Source organism: Aestuarium zhoushanense, assembly GCF_056431045.1.
In genome coordinates this window covers 81,315-95,413 of record NZ_JBWKMA010000022.1, presented here as the reverse complement: position 1 = coordinate 95,413, position 14,099 = coordinate 81,315, and the positions used below count along the sequence as shown (strand labels likewise).

General features: G+C 57.3%; 14 protein-coding genes. 4 read left to right on the top strand and 10 right to left on the bottom strand.

All coding sequences use genetic code 11. From position 1 onward, the window contains the following. Positions 1-62: 62 nt before the first annotated feature. From pdxA to lptF, 5 genes are read right to left on the bottom strand one after another with little or no spacing between them, the layout of a single operon-like run. Complete coding sequence (pdxA, locus tag AC07ED_RS07940; protein ID WP_105235312.1) at positions 63-1,025, bottom strand: 4-hydroxythreonine-4-phosphate dehydrogenase PdxA; 963 nt, start codon at positions 1,023-1,025, stop codon at positions 63-65. Next, positions 1,022-2,233 (bottom strand): peptidylprolyl isomerase, encoded by a 1,212-nt coding sequence (locus tag AC07ED_RS07935; protein WP_105235311.1) that lies wholly within the window; start codon positions 2,231-2,233, stop codon positions 1,022-1,024. Before AC07ED_RS07935 ends, pdxA begins: the two co-directional genes overlap by 4 nt. An 11-nt stretch (positions 2,234-2,244) precedes the next feature. Then, on the bottom strand, positions 2,245-4,344 hold the full coding sequence (locus AC07ED_RS07930; RefSeq protein WP_105235310.1) for an LPS-assembly protein LptD: 2,100 nt from the start codon (positions 4,342-4,344) through the stop codon (positions 2,245-2,247). Next, a complete protein-coding gene (gene lptG, locus AC07ED_RS07925; protein WP_105235309.1) occupies positions 4,344-5,438 on the bottom strand; it encodes an LPS export ABC transporter permease LptG in 1,095 nt (364 codons plus the stop codon). Before lptG ends, AC07ED_RS07930 begins: the two co-directional genes overlap by 1 nt. Then, a complete protein-coding gene (gene lptF, locus AC07ED_RS07920) occupies positions 5,435-6,562 on the bottom strand; it encodes an LPS export ABC transporter permease LptF (RefSeq protein WP_105235308.1) in 1,128 nt (375 codons plus the stop codon). The genes lptG and lptF overlap by 4 nt, the downstream gene beginning before the upstream one ends. A 136-nt stretch (positions 6,563-6,698) precedes the next feature. On the opposite strand from lptF, the gene AC07ED_RS07915 reads away from it, so the two are divergent. The 3 genes from AC07ED_RS07915 to AC07ED_RS07905 are packed head-to-tail and all read left to right on the top strand — an operon-like array spanning position 6,699 to position 9,123. Further along, positions 6,699-8,165, top strand: a complete 1,467-nt coding sequence (locus AC07ED_RS07915) for a leucyl aminopeptidase (protein WP_105235307.1) — start codon at positions 6,699-6,701, stop codon at positions 8,163-8,165. Between the two features lie 4 nt (positions 8,166-8,169). Next, a complete protein-coding gene (locus AC07ED_RS07910; protein ID WP_105235306.1) occupies positions 8,170-8,640 on the top strand; it encodes a DNA polymerase III subunit chi in 471 nt (156 codons plus the stop codon). Between the two features lie 9 nt (positions 8,641-8,649). Beyond that, positions 8,650-9,123: a GFA family protein gene (locus AC07ED_RS07905; protein WP_105235305.1), complete on the top strand. Its 474-nt coding sequence runs from the start codon at positions 8,650-8,652 to the stop codon at positions 9,121-9,123. Here the strand turns inward: AC07ED_RS07905 and AC07ED_RS07900 are convergent. The 3 genes from AC07ED_RS07900 to AC07ED_RS07890 all read right to left on the bottom strand — a co-directional run bounded on the left by AC07ED_RS07900 (position 9,120) and on the right by AC07ED_RS07890 (position 12,302). After that, positions 9,120-9,698 carry a retropepsin-like aspartic protease family protein gene (locus AC07ED_RS07900; protein WP_105235304.1) on the bottom strand — a complete coding sequence of 193 codons (579 nt, stop codon included), beginning with the start codon at positions 9,696-9,698 and terminating at the stop codon, positions 9,120-9,122. The genes AC07ED_RS07905 and AC07ED_RS07900 overlap by 4 nt on opposite strands. Before the next feature lie 17 nt (positions 9,699-9,715). Then, positions 9,716-10,336, bottom strand: coding sequence for a MarC family protein (locus tag AC07ED_RS07895; RefSeq protein ID WP_105235303.1), 621 nt, complete (start codon positions 10,334-10,336; stop codon positions 9,716-9,718). Positions 10,337-10,442: 106 nt separating this feature from the next. Next, positions 10,443-12,302 (bottom strand): ABC-F family ATP-binding cassette domain-containing protein, encoded by a 1,860-nt coding sequence (locus AC07ED_RS07890; protein WP_105235302.1) that lies wholly within the window; start codon positions 12,300-12,302, stop codon positions 10,443-10,445. Positions 12,303-12,425: 123 nt separating this feature from the next. On the opposite strand from AC07ED_RS07890, the gene ndk reads away from it, so the two are divergent. After that, a complete protein-coding gene (gene ndk / locus AC07ED_RS07885) occupies positions 12,426-12,848 on the top strand; it encodes a nucleoside-diphosphate kinase (RefSeq protein WP_067548927.1) in 423 nt (140 codons plus the stop codon). A 113-nt stretch (positions 12,849-12,961) separates the two neighbouring features. Here the strand turns inward: ndk and AC07ED_RS07880 are convergent, their stop codons facing one another. Both AC07ED_RS07880 and AC07ED_RS07875 read right to left on the bottom strand, forming a co-directional pair. After that, complete coding sequence (locus AC07ED_RS07880; protein WP_105235301.1) at positions 12,962-13,282, bottom strand: TfoX/Sxy family protein; 321 nt, start codon at positions 13,280-13,282, stop codon at positions 12,962-12,964. A gap of 9 nt (positions 13,283-13,291) precedes the next feature. Beyond that, positions 13,292-14,099: ATP-binding protein (locus tag AC07ED_RS07875; protein WP_478242059.1), on the bottom strand; the 808-nt coding region annotated here is incomplete at its 5' end.

Sequence of the window (14,099 nt, the reverse complement as noted above, 5' to 3'; positions counted from 1 at the left end):
CGAGGGGGCTCTGCCCCCGCCGCGCTGCGGCCCCCCAGGATATTTTCAGGCACAAAGGCAGATCAGCGGCGTGATTTCGCCATTTTGTCTGCCATCCGTAGGGCCGCGATCATCGACGACGGGTTGGCGATCCCTTTGCCCGCGATGTCAAAAGCGGTGCCGTGATCGGGCGAAGTACGAATGAAAGGCAGGCCCAAGGTCACGTTCACGCCATTGTCGAAATCGATCGTCTTGATCGGGATGAGGGCCTGATCATGATAGGCGCAGATCGCCGCGTCATAGGTGGCGCGGGCGCGGGCGTGGAACATGGTGTCAGGGGGCATCGGGCCGCGCAGATCGATGCCTTCGGCACGGAGCGCCGCGATGGTGTCGTTCATCCACTCAAGCTCTTCGGTTCCCATCTTGCCGCCTTCGCCCGCATGGGGGTTGAGGCCAGCGACGACGAGGCGCGGGCGATCAATGCCGAAGTCGCGCCGCAGGGCCGCGTGGGTGATGAGGACCGTATCGGTCAGAAGGCGAGCGGTGAAGGCTTTGGGCACATCGGCGAGTGCGATATGGATCGTTGTCGGCACCACGCGAAGCTGCTCACAGGCGAGCATCATGACAACCTGATCGACCTTGCCCAGAGCGGCGAGGAATTCGGTATGGCCAGGGTAGGCAAAGCCAGCACCGTCCGCGAGCGCCTTTTTGTGGATAGGCGCGGTGGTCATGGCAGAGCATTGGCCAGAGGTGACCAGATCAACGGCCGTTTCAATGGCAGAAATCACACCAGCGGCATGGGTGGGATTGGCAATGCCTGGGGTAAGCGTCGGCCCGAAATCGCGAGCCAGAACGGGCAGGGCGGTTTGGCTGATAGATGCGGCTGCGCTCGCGTCAGAGATTACCTGATGCGGGGTGCCAGCGGGGAGGTGGTTCGGGTCACCAACCCAGAGCATCGGCATGTCATTGCGAAGCTCGGCCCAAGCCTTGGCGGCGACCTCGGGGCCGACGCCTGCGGGTTCGCCACAGCTGATCGCGATGGTCATTGGTTGCTGATCACGGCTGTATCGCGCAACTGTGCCAATAGAGCATCCGCGTAGCCAGCGAGTTTTTCACTGCGCAGGCGGCTTGCGACTTGTTCACGATCAACGGTTTCGGCCACTTGGGGAATGCGATTGCACATCATCACATAAAGTAGGGTCTGGCCGTCGTTGCGTGTCAGGATGGCGGAGCTTTCGCCAGCGTCGAGCTTTGAAAGTTCCAAGGCGATATCTGTATCGATCTCGGACGGTGTAGCGGTCGTGCGGGTCAGACGTTCCTCGGGGAGGCCGCGGGCAATGCCATAGAGGTCATCGCAGCTGTCTGTCTCTGCGTCGATACGGGCCGCTTCGGCCTTGGCGGTCTCGGTCAGGCCACCGGGGATGGTGAAGACCGCATAGTCAAACTGCGATGTAGCGACCGTTGCGTTCGGCACCTCACGCAGGTCGCGCAACTGCAACAGCGCCACAGCGTTTTCGAGTTGCAGCGGAGGGGTGACTTGACCCGGTTCGAGGTTGGTCAAAAGCCCGTGCAAACCCGCGGGCAGTTCGGTCAAGCTCTGCCACGGAAGGCGACCGCCGTCGTCGCGGGACTGGGTCGCCGAATATGCGCGGGCCGCTGCGGAAAATTCCGTGACCGAAGTCATCTGGCTGATGTCTTCGGCGAGTTTTGCGACTTCTTCCGCCTTTTCAGGCGGAGCGGGGATAATGATTTCAGAGATCAGAACCTGCAGCGAAGCAGGGTTGGTGCTGGTGCTCGCCAGAGCCGCGTCAATCTCTGCCTCGGTGACCGTAACCTGACGGTTAAACTTTGATCGGATCAGTTCGCGCCACAGGGTGTTCACAGCAACAAAATCGCGCACGGTTTGTTCTGCGACGCCTGCTGCAGTGATGTTGTCGAGGAATTCCTCGTAAGTACGACCGCCGCGGGTTGCGAATTCGGTCATAGCGTTTTTCAAGCCGTCGTCCGAAAGGTTCAGACCTTCGCGCTGCATATATGACATGCGCAGACGTTCATCGATCAACTGTTCGCGGGCTAGATCTTCGAGGTTACCTGCCGTGCGGAAAAGAACGAGGAGTTTCACGCGCTGGTCAATTTCATAGCGTGTGATCGCGCTGTCATTGACGCTGATCGCAGGAGAAAACAACCCTTGAGCTGATGCAGAGATTGGCGCCAAAAGAGCGGCGGCGCAGATCAGGTTTTTCAGCAAACGCATAGGTGCCTCATTCAGTTCGTGCAGACCCGACGGGGAGCGACACCCGATGTCGAGGTGCCAAAGCCTGCGATCCCCACGGTCAATCCGTAGTCTGTTGTTGGTTCAAGAGTAGAGGAAACAGTATAGCTGCGCGAGGCCGAAAACTCGACTTTCACGCATTCGTTCTGCCATCCCAAGAGAATTTCCGCGTCAACAGGGCTATCTGCGTCGATGTCGTAGCGCCCGTTGAACCCGATATTCCAGTTGTCATTAACGATGTAGCCCGCATCCAAGGCCCACTCAGACGTCACCTCTGTGCGGCTTTCGCCAAGGTCGGCGGGGAGCCACAGGTATTCAGCCGTGAGGTCGATCCGATTATTTGCCCATCCGACGCCCAACTCGGATTTGCCAGCACCCCAGTCTGCGTCGATCAGCGTGCGGCCATGAACGTGAAGCCCATTTGCGAGGGACAATTGCCCCCCGAGAAGGAAGTCGGACCCCAAGCCTGAAAGCCCCGACGATGCCGAGAAATCGGCGGGTTCGTCGCGCACGACCTGTCCCATCAAAAGCCGTGCGTTCCAGCCCTGCGGCGCAATGTGAAGCCATGATATGCCATAGGCAGCTTGCGCGCCTGTTTGCACGCGGTCGTCACCAGGGAAGCGCGACAGGCTAAACAGGTTCGCTTCGTCGAAATCGGCGGTGCCGCTGTCTTCGTTCGGGACGGTATCGCCAATGATATCGGACCAACCCAGCATCAATAACGGTTCTAGCAAGTTCACAGAACCATCGCGCTCGGTGCGTGCCATTGGGTAACGCAGGGTTACAGAAGCCGAGGGGACCAATCGGAACGCCGTATCATTCGCTGGATCGTTGTTGAACCCGTAGGCATCTGCCGCAATCCCCAGATCACTTTCGAACACGAGGCCAGAAGGACGAACCCAGTTTCGGTTCCAATCTGCATAAGCGCCGATCCGAAATACATCGCGATCTGCGCCTGTGTTGTCGTGACCGTATCGCAGTTGAAGGTCCGCATCGATGCCTGTGGTCAAGACACCCGAGACGTAGTTGAGCTGCTTTTCAGTGCTTACGCTGATGACAACGGGAATAATATCGGCGTCTGTCTCACCGTCTTTGACTGTGTGATAGATAGCAACTTCGCCCATCACAAAGGACTGCGGTTCGATCCGCGCGACCGTTAGTGCGTTTTTCAGATAATCCGCAGAGGAATAACCATATTGAGCGAGGTATTCGTCGTGGCTTGTGACGATGCCATTGAAGCTCAGCGTGTAATCGCGCGGCAGTGCGAAATTGCCCGCGTATTCGACGTAACCCCGTGTCGCTCCATCATCGACGGTATCGCGGCTCACGGCGGCGTTGATTTCGATGTTACCGTTTAAATAGGCCTGACGATAGCGCGCTTCGAGGGTGCGGGTTTCCGCGCTCAAGAAAGGGGTCAGGGTTAGGTCGCGGTGATCACCGATCTTGATAAAATAAGGCGTGCGGACACCAAGGCCTAACAGGTTGTTCGACTGGTAACTCGGTGCCAGAAACCCTGTCGCACGATCAAGCGTAGGATCAGGGAGCCGCATCGTAGGCAGCCAAAACACAGGCACGCCTCGAACACGTAATACAGCGTTGTCGAGGTATAGTTCCTTGGCATCTTGATCATGGACGATGCGAGACGCGCGAATGTCCCACAATGGTGGGCGCCCGTCACAGACATTACACGATGTCGCGGCAACCTTGGTCAATTGGGTGAGGCGACCGTCAACCCGATCGATACGGTTCGCAGCCAGTTGAAGCTGTTCGTTCAGGACCATACGGGCGCTCAGCAAAAGACCGTTTTGCAGCTTGGGGTCTAGGTCCGCGCTTTCGGCTGTGAGGATTGTGCCATCGGCGGCCTTGATGAAAATCGGGCCGTCAATGATCAGACGATCCGTTGCCTCATCATAAGTGATACGGGCCGCAGAGAGCGTTGTGCCGTCAAAGAATGCCTCAACATTGCCCGATGCAATCAGTCGATTGTCGGCGGTGATCGATACGCTGTCCGCCATAAGGGTTGCCGCGTCTTGGGCGGCAACTGCTTCTGCATAGGGAAGGGCGGCAAGGATAAGCGGGGCGAGGCGACGCATTACCCGTCCTCCAGATGCAGTAGTAGACCAAAGGCAAAACCCACGGCGACAAAGGGTGGAGCCCAAGCAGCCAGGGCAATCGGGATTTGCCCGTTTTCGCCCAAAATAGACGCAAAATTCCGAACGAAATAAAGCCCGAAACTGATCAGAATAGCCCAAAGAACCATTTGCCCCGTTTTACCGCCGCGTTGCGGGCGCATGGTAAAGGCCGCGCCAATCAAAACCATTGCGACCAAGAAGAGAGGCATCGCCAGTTCAGACTGCAGCCAAACCGCATGACGACGTGCACTAAATCCTGCTGTCCGAAGTTTTTCGATAAAGGCGGGCAGTTCCCAGATCGGAACAGAGGTCGGACTGCCGAAACTATCGCGGATTTGATCAACGGTCAGGGACGACGGGATTTGGAACGTCTCGTGGTATTCCGCGACGGCTTCGGGGTTTTCGGCGTCAGCCAGAGGCCAGACTTTTGCATTTGTGATGTCCCATTGGCCCGGTGTCAGACGGGCTGACGTAGCCTCGATCCGACGCACTGGACCACCGTCAAGGGTGAAGGTGATGAACGTGACCCCAGACAGTTCCGTACCGTCGAGGTTCGTCGCGTCTGCGCGGATCACCGTTTGCCCGTTCGTTGACCCTTGGCGGAGCCACAAGCCATCCGAGGAGACGGTAAAACTGCTGCCTTCGCCAGTGAGGGTGCTCAGTCGTGCATCGAATTCGCGCGAGGTGCTTGCGACGATGGGATTGAAAATTCCTATGGTCACGAGGCCGAATGTGAAGGCGACGAGACATGGTGCGATAAGCGCCCTAAGTGCCGAACGGCCTGCAGCACGGGTCACGACTAGCTCAGACGATCGCGCAAGACCAAGAAACAGCCAGATCGTCGCGATGATCACCAAAAGAGGGATAATCCGATAGAGCGAGTCAGGCAGGTTCAGGAGCGCCAATTGCACCACCTGCCCAAAGGATACATCGACATTGCGCAGGGTTCTTAGACGTTCGACCAATTCGACGAACGCCATCAAGAGGCCGAACACACCGATCACGCCCCCGAGGACAAAAATAAAGCGCTGAGCGAAATATCGGTGAAGGATCATGCTGCGATCCTTCCTTTGGGAAAACGGAACCGCGCGGGGTAGGTCGCGATGGTCAGCAAAACTATAGTGATCACTATGCCCACAAAGATCGGCAGATAGGGCACCACCCATGCTTCGGGCATCGTGCGCATCATGTTCTCAGCGGTCGATTCCGCGAATTTGACAACGATGATCAGGGCAATGGCCAGCATCACCTGTTTCCAAACCCCAAAGCGACTGAACCCACCGACGAGCAAAGACGCAGCGCCAATCGCAGCCCCAACAAGGCCCAAGAGAGCACGCGCATTGCGGCGGTTGGCTTCCATGATCAATTCGCCAGCGGTCTTGCCTGTCTCAGTCTGCAACTCAGGCGTTGCCATCAGTAGTTCGAGAGAGGTCACTTCACCGCTCGACCTTGTTAAGCGAGGTGTGAAGTCGACCAGATCTCCGAGGTCGTAGGTGAAATCTGCGAACCGAGTGAGGCTCAGGCGCTGGGTGCGGGTATTTAGCGCCTGCGCCATACCGTCGATCATCACCAGCTGCGGGCCATTGTCGGTTTTCACGAGGTACGCGCGTGAAGCGGTGTAGGTCATCGTCTCTGAATCATCGCGGGTATCCGAGAGGAACAGGTCCAGCAATTCTCCACTACGGCTGATGTCGCGGATGTAGATCGTCAAACCAGAGGTGGGCGACTGGAACCGCCCTTCGACCAGCATCCGCGCGGCGAGGTTCTGGCTGATCTCCGCTTGGCGTTGATTGGTGATGAGCGCAGCGGTTGGCACCAGAAAATGCGAGGCGACCATGGTCAGAACCGTCACGATCACGCCAAAGATCACCGCAGGACGGATCAGGCGCACGGGCGAAAATCCTGTGCCCTGCATAACCACCAATTCACTGTCAGAGGTCATGCGGTTCATCACGTAGATGCTCGCCACGACTGCGGCCAATGGCAAAACGATCTGCACCACGCCCGGAAGGGTGAGCATGGTGAGTTCCAAAACCACTTTTGCTGTTTGTCCGTCAGAGATCAGTTCGTCGAACAATTCGACCGCCGCTCTGATCCAGTAGATAAAGACCAATACGAGCGAGAAAAAGCCGAAGAGAGTCAGCAATTGCGACAGTAGGTATCTGTCGAATCGAGCCAATGCGTCCCCCCGGATGCCAGTTATTCATTATCGCCAAGACGCTAACCGATTTGTTGGGGGGATTGAACCGTATTCTGGTCATTCACCACAAGGCAAGCTACCTATTGCCGAAAGACAGCTTTCAGGAGTTCACCAAATGACTAGCCCGATCCAGATTACCTTTGCCCCTTTGACCACTGATGCGCTCGCGACGACAGAAGGTCGTATTGCGATTTTCGTGACCGAAGACGGTAAAATGGACATCGGCGCGCGTAAGGTGAACACCCTTTGCCGCAAAGCGGTGGAGCGTTTGGTGGCCTCTGATCGGTTTGCTAAACTGGGCACTGGTGATCTGGCTGAGGTGACATGGCCTGTGGGCCTCGCGGCTGAGGCGCTCTTGGTCGTGAAACTGCCGCGCCGTGCTTCGGCAGAAGAACATCGCAAGGCGGGTGCAAGCATTGCCAAGGCGATGGGCAAGGGCGATCTGACGGTTCTGGCCGCAGCGGTGAACAAGCCCGAAGAACTCGCCTTTGGCATCGCGATGCGTGCCTATGTGTTTGAGGATCACAAGACGGGTGACAAAACCACCTACGGCGCTGTTACCGTCATGGTCAAAGATGCTGACGAAACTTCTACTGCCTACGCACCTCTTGCGGCTGTTGCCGAAGGCACATTGTTTACCCGCGATCTGGTGAATGCGCCTGCAAACATCCTGACCACCACCACCTTTGCCGAAAAGCTGAACGATCTGAGCGCTTTGGGTGTGACCGTCGAAGTTCTCGAAGAGGCTGATCTGGAAAAGCTGGGCATGGGGTCTCTCCTCTGCGTTGGGCAAGGATCGGACAGCCCGTCCAAGGTCGTCGTGATGCAGTGGAATGGTGGCGGTGACGAGGCACCCTTTGCCTTTGTCGGTAAGGGCGTCGTGTTCGATACGGGCGGTATCAGCATCAAACCGGCCGCTGGCATGGAAGATATGACCATGGACATGGGTGGCGCGGGCGTTGTGGCTGGCGTCATGAAAACGCTCGCCCTGCGCAAGGCCAAGGCGAATGTGGTCGGCCTCGTTGGTCTGGTTGAGAACATGCCGTCGGGCAATGCGGTGCGTCCGGGCGATATCGTGACCTCGATGAAGGGTGACACGATTGAGGTGATCAACACAGACGCCGAGGGCCGTTTGGTTCTGGCCGATGTGCTCTGGTATGCGCAGGAACGGTTCAAACCGACGGGCGTCATCAACCTCGCCACGCTAACGGGTGCGATCATCATCGCGCTGGGCCATGAAAATGCGGGTGTGTTCTCGAACAGTGACGAGCTGTCGAACAAACTGCTGAAGGCCGCAGCGAACGAGGGCGAGGGCGCGTGGCGGATGCCGATGGGTCCAGCCTATGACGCGATGTTGAAATCGGCTAAGGCGGATATGAAGAACGTCGGTGGTCGCGATGCTGGGTCGATCACTGCGGCACAATTCCTGCGCCGCTTTATCCAAGACGACATGCCGTGGTGCCACATCGATATTGCGGGCACAGCGCAGACCAAGTCGGACACGGCTCTCGCCCCGAAGGGTGCGACTGGCTGGGGCGTAATGGCGCTGAACCGTCTTATCGCTGACAACTACGAGGCCTAAGTCCGTGGGTGCCGCTTATTTCTACCACCTCACCGAAAGCTCACTCGAGCAAGCCTTGCCCCTGTTGTTGAGCAAGGCAAGAGAGCAGGGCTGGCGGGTCGAAGTGCGCGGCACCAATGCGGATCGCATGGTGGCATTGGATGCAGCCCTCTGGGACTGTGGCGATACGGCCTTCTTAGCACATGGTTTGGTGGGTGGTCCGCATGACGCCCATCAACCGATCTTGCTAACAAGCGATGGTCGTCCAGCACTAAATGAACCGAATTGTATCGTTTGCGTCGACGGGGCGACAATCTCCGCCGAAGATGTTATTAAGGTTGAACGGACCATGATTATATTCTCGGGATTCGATGACGGTCTGGTTCAACGGGCGCGAGAGGCTTGGAAAGGCCTAACCTCGCAAAACGTCTCGGCCCAATATTGGGCCCAAGAAGATGGCCGTTGGACAAAGAAAGCCGAAAGTCAGCCCGACTAGAGACGACAAATGCTAGCGGAGGCAAAAATGTCCAATCTTCACGCTGGTGGGTGTCAGTGCGGTGCAGTCCGGTTCCGCGTGACATCAGTTATGAATAACGCACACGTGTGCTATTGCCGGATGTGTCAGAAAGCGACGGGGAGCCTGCTTGGGGCTTGGATCGGTGTTCCTGTGAATGCTGTGACCTGGACCCGTCGTGTCCCATCGGTTTTCAAAAGCTCTGAGGGTGTTTCGCGGGGCTTTTGTTCAGAGTGCGGGACCACTTTGAATTACAAACGCGATAATCGGCAGTCGTTTTGGATGGCGATTTCGGTTTTTGATCACTCCGATGAGGTGAAACTGAAGTTCGCGTGGGGCGCTGAGTCTAAATCACCCTTGCTCAGCCAATTGCCGAGCCTCACGGAGCACACCTGCGACGAGGATTATATCAACGCCGACAGCGTGAAAAAGACCAACAATCAGCATCCTGATTACGATACCTAACGGGTGAGGATCAGTCGGCCGCGGCTAATTTCGATTTTGCTGAAACGGTTGAGGTAGCTCATTCCCAACAGCGAGCCCTCCATCGGGCCGCCATTCACGACCGCACGAATGTTGCGGTCAGTGACATCGCCGATGGTTAGTGTCTCAATCCGAATTGGTGCTGTGCGAACGACGCCGTTGGCTGTGTTGGCCGAGCCGATGTAGGTCACGTCATTGAGGTCGATGCCAATGCGTTTTGCGTCCGCTTGGTTCAGGACCACATGCGTAGCACCCGTATCGACGACAAATTCAATCGGGACACCATTTACCAGCGCGGTCATGTAGTAGTGACCATCTGGTTGGATTGCTAATTCGATCCGTCCATCGGACAGCGTCGATTGCGTGCGAAACGGCATAAAGCCGGCGCCTTGGTAGCTGGATAAGGCGAGGATCACGCCGCCAAAAATCAACGTCCAAATCCCAAGCTGCTGAGCAATTTTGCCGAGCCTATGACGCGAACGGATCATCACCCCGCCAAAAATGACGGTGACGAGGATGCCGAGATACAAGAGGCGAAGCTGGTCGTTTGTGTCCATAGACCAATAGATAGGTCTTAGGGGGCCAATCCGAAAGAGCGCAATCCATCAAGAATGAACTGAATGGCCAATGCGGCCAACAGCATCCCGAGGATGCGAGTCACGACGTTCACTCCGACGCGCCCCAGAATCTGCTCTAACATGTTGGAAACAAGGAATAAGATGAAAACGATCAGCAGGACTGAAAGCATCACGCCCATCACTGCCGCAAATTCACCGATGCCCTCTGCTTGATCCGTCAAAAGGATCATTGTCGCGATGGCACCGGGGCCCGCGATCAGGGGGATGGCAATCGGAAAGACGGAGGGGTCATCGATATGATCCTCTGCCGCATCGTCGGTGTGGCCCTGACGGCGGGTCTGACGTTTCTGGAACAACATCTCGAGCGCGGTCAGGAACAAAAGAACCCCGCCCGCGATGCGGAAGGCAGGCATGGAGATCCCGACAAAGCCCAAGAGCGCCTCACCGAAGATACCAAAGCAAAACAGGATCACCGCTGCCGTAATGCAGGCCCTAAGCGCGATTTTGCGGCGCAATTGGGCCGATGCCCCGTGGGTGAGCGCCACGAAAAGCGGCGTCAAGCCGATGGGGTCAATAATCACGAAAAGCGTGGTGAAGGCGGCGATATAATCAGTCATAGAGCTGTTCTAACGGGTTTGATCAAATGGACAAAGAGAAAAGCCTCAAGGGCAGGGGGCGCTGCCCCCTGCACCCCCGAGATATTTTAGGCACAAAGGCAGGATGTCAGGCTGGATTTTCAGCCTTGTCCAAGGCTTCTAGCGCGTCCATCCACATGGCCTCTGCGCGGTCGATGGCAGCATTGGCTTCGGCGTACTTGCGGTTGAGGCCAGCGAGTTTCACGGCGTTTACGTCTTCGTAAATCGACCGATCCGCGAGTTCTGAGGCAACGCGATCCCGAATTTCGTTGATCTTGTTCACGCGCTCTTCGCATTTACGCACTTCAGCCTTGAGGGCGAGGATAGTGTTGCGGTCAGCTTTTTCTGCCTTGGGTTTTTCGGCGACGGGCTTTTCGGCCTTTGGCTTGTCGCTGGACAAAAGCAGTTTGCGATAGGCGTCGAGGTCGTCCTCATAAGGAGTCACTCGCCCGTCTTTGACCAGCCAGAGGCGGTCCGCCACGAGGCTTAGGAGGTGCATGTCGTGGCTGACGAGGATCACCGCGCCTGTATAGGCGGTGAGTGCTTCGACCAGAGCCTCGCGGCTTTCGATGTCGAGGTGGTTGGTCGGCTCATCAAGGATCAAGAGATGCGGCGCGTCGAGGGTCGCTAGAAGGAGCGAAAGGCGCGCCTTCTGTCCACCAGAGAGACGGCCAACTTCGGTTTCGGCTTGGGCTGCCATGAGGCCAAAACCTGCAAGGCGGGCACGCAGTTTCGGTTGCTGAACGTCAGGCATCGCCCGCGCGATATGCTGGAGCGGCGTTTCTTCAACGCGCAACTCATCAACTTGATGCTGGGCAAAGAAACCAATGCGGAGTTTGGAGGACGAGTGTTTATCCCCCTCCATCAAGGGCAAACGATCCGAGAGCAATTTCGACAGGGTCGATTTGCCTTCGCCGTTGCGGCCCAAAAGCGCGATACGGTCGTCTTGATCGATGCGCAGGTTCAGACGGGTCAAAATCGCGGTGCCGTCATAGCCCACAGCGCCGTTCTCAACACGGATAATCGGGGGTGAGAGCGGTTCCGGCGTTGGGAAGGTAAAGACCGTGCGAGCGGCATCCTCTGGCACGCGAATGCTCTCCATCTTTTCGAGCATTTTAACGCGGGATTGCGCCTGCTTTGCCTTGCTTGCCTTCGCCTTAAAGCGGTCCACAAAGGATTGAAGGTGGGCACGCTTGGCGTCTTGCTTCTTGGCGGCTTGCATCAACACAGCGCGCTGTTCAGCGCGTTGGCGGGCAAAGCTGTCGTAGGTGCCTGTGTAATAGGTCAGGTTCTGGCTATCGAGGTGTAGAATGCCTGTGACCGAGCGGTTCAAAAGCTCTCGGTCGTGGCTGACGATCAGAACCGTATGCGGATAGCGGGTCAGATAGTTCTCGAGCCACAGCGCACCTTCGAGGTCCAGGTAGTTGGTCGGTTCATCGAGCAAGAGCAGATCCGGTTCCGAGAAAAGAACCGCCGCCAGTGCCACGCGCATACGCCACCCGCCCGAGAAGGCAGAGCAGGGCATTTTCTGTTCGTCGTCGGTAAAGCCCAGACCCTTGAGGATGGACGAGGCGCGGGCGTCCGCGCTCCATGCGTCGATATCGGTGAGGCGGGTCTGAATGTCGGCGATACGGGCTGGATCAGTTGCAGTCTCTGATTCCAACAAAAGTGCTGATCGTTCGATATCGGCGGCAAGCACCGTATCGATCAAAGAGACCTCATTTCCAGGAACCTCTTGGCTCACGCCGCCGATCTTCCAGCCTTTGGGCAGTTCGATGGTGCCTGTGTCGAGGTGCAATTCACCCCGTATCAGTTTGAAAAGAGTGGTTTTCCCCGTCCCATTGCGGCCCACAACGCCGACCTTGTGGCCTGTGGGAATGACGGCGGTGGCGTGGTCAATGAGGACCCGCCCTTCGATCGAATAACTGATGTCATCTAAACGTAGCATAGATGCGTCATTGCCTGACCTGAGGGGCGCGGTCAATCACGGCTTTTCTTGTGCGCTAACACATGTTAGGGCAGCGCCAATTCTTAACCCGCCCCTGATGGGGCCGACGCAAGTGAGGCTATCATGGCTGTAGAACGCACCCTTTCGATCATCAAACCGGACGCAACCGAGCGTAACCTGACCGGCAAAATCGTTGCTAAATTCGAAGACGCTGGTCTGCGCGTTGTCGCATCCAAGCGCATCCACCTGACACCTGCTCAGGCTGGCAAATTCTACGCTGTACACGCAGAGCGTCCGTTCTACGGCGAACTGTGCGAATTCATGGCATCCGCACCGGTTGTTGTTCAGGTTCTCGAGGGCGAAGGCGCTATCCTGAAAAACCGCGAAGTCATGGGCGCAACCAACCCAGCTGACGCTGCTGCTGGCACCGTTCGCGCAGAGTTCGCGAAATCGGTCGGTGAGAACTCGGTACACGGTTCGGATTCGCCTGAAGCTGCTGCAGAAGAAATCGCGTTCTTCTTCTCGGGTCTCGAACTGGTCGGCTAATCGTCACTGTTCAGATTTGATTTACGGCAAGGCCCGCACGGTTGTGCGGGCTTTGTTCGTTCATGGGGGCGCTGCCCCCAAACCCCCGGGATATTTGCGGCACAAAGGCAGGATCAGGCGAGGCCCATATCTGACAAAAAGCGGGCGAGGTCGTTTGATGGGCCGTCTGGGGTATCAGAGGCGAGGAGTGCGTCAAAGCGGGTCCGCAGGGCGTCTTTTTCGGCACCTTTGCAGTCGTTCCATGGGCGACCTTGGAGGGCCATGTGAAGTGCATAGTAGCCAATGAAGTGGGGGCGGGTGCCTTTGGCGATCATCCGTGCATAGGCATCATGTGCACCGAGCGCCCTTAGGGTTTCGGCATCAGGTATGCCTGCGCGGATCATGTCCGTTTCAGTCGCGGGGCCAATGCCCGAAATCGTACGAAGGGATGTCATGCCTGCAGGTTACTCTGCCACAGGTGACTCGTCATCCTGTTCTGCGCTTTGTTTGCGGAGGAACCGCATCAGTGCTGTATCGTCGAGCGGTTTGGTCATGACGGTCGACGCGCCTGCCTTTTCGAACTGGCGCATGTCATCGCCAACGACCGCAGCGGTGAGGCCGATGATCGGTTTGGTAAAGCCATTGGCGCGCAGGGTGCGTGTCAGTTCATCGCCCGACATTTCAGGCATAAAGAGGTCTGTGACGACCACATCAGGCGGATCTTGGGCGATGAGGTCGAGCGCCTCGCGGCCAGAGCCGACCACTTCGACGCGGCCCATGAATTTGCGAAGGCGGGCGCTGGTGACTTCGGCGACCAGAGCGTTGTCTTCGGCCAAGAGAACATACATCGAGCCAAAGTCGACCGTGTCGTCGTCCATGTGGGCCACCTGACGTAGATCCTCTGCTGAGGCGAGTGGTTCCGCGATCCGAACGTGATAGCCCGCGCCGCCTTCGGGTGCGGGGAAGTAAGTCACGCTGCCACCCAAGAGCTGCGCGGTTGTCCGCACGATGTAGAGGCCAAGGCCCGAGCCATCGGCACGGTTGCGGGCATCTTCGCCGCCACGTTGGAACGGTTGGAAGAGGCGTTCGACTTCTTCGGCTGCGATCCCGATGCCGTTATCGGTGATTGACCAAACCCCTGTGCGGTCGTTCAAATTGTCACCGATCGACGACCGATAGGTCACAGTGATTGCAGAGCAGCGCGAGTGAATGATCGCGTTGCGAATAAGGTTGCCGAGGATTTGTTTGATCCGAACGCTATCGGCCAAGACC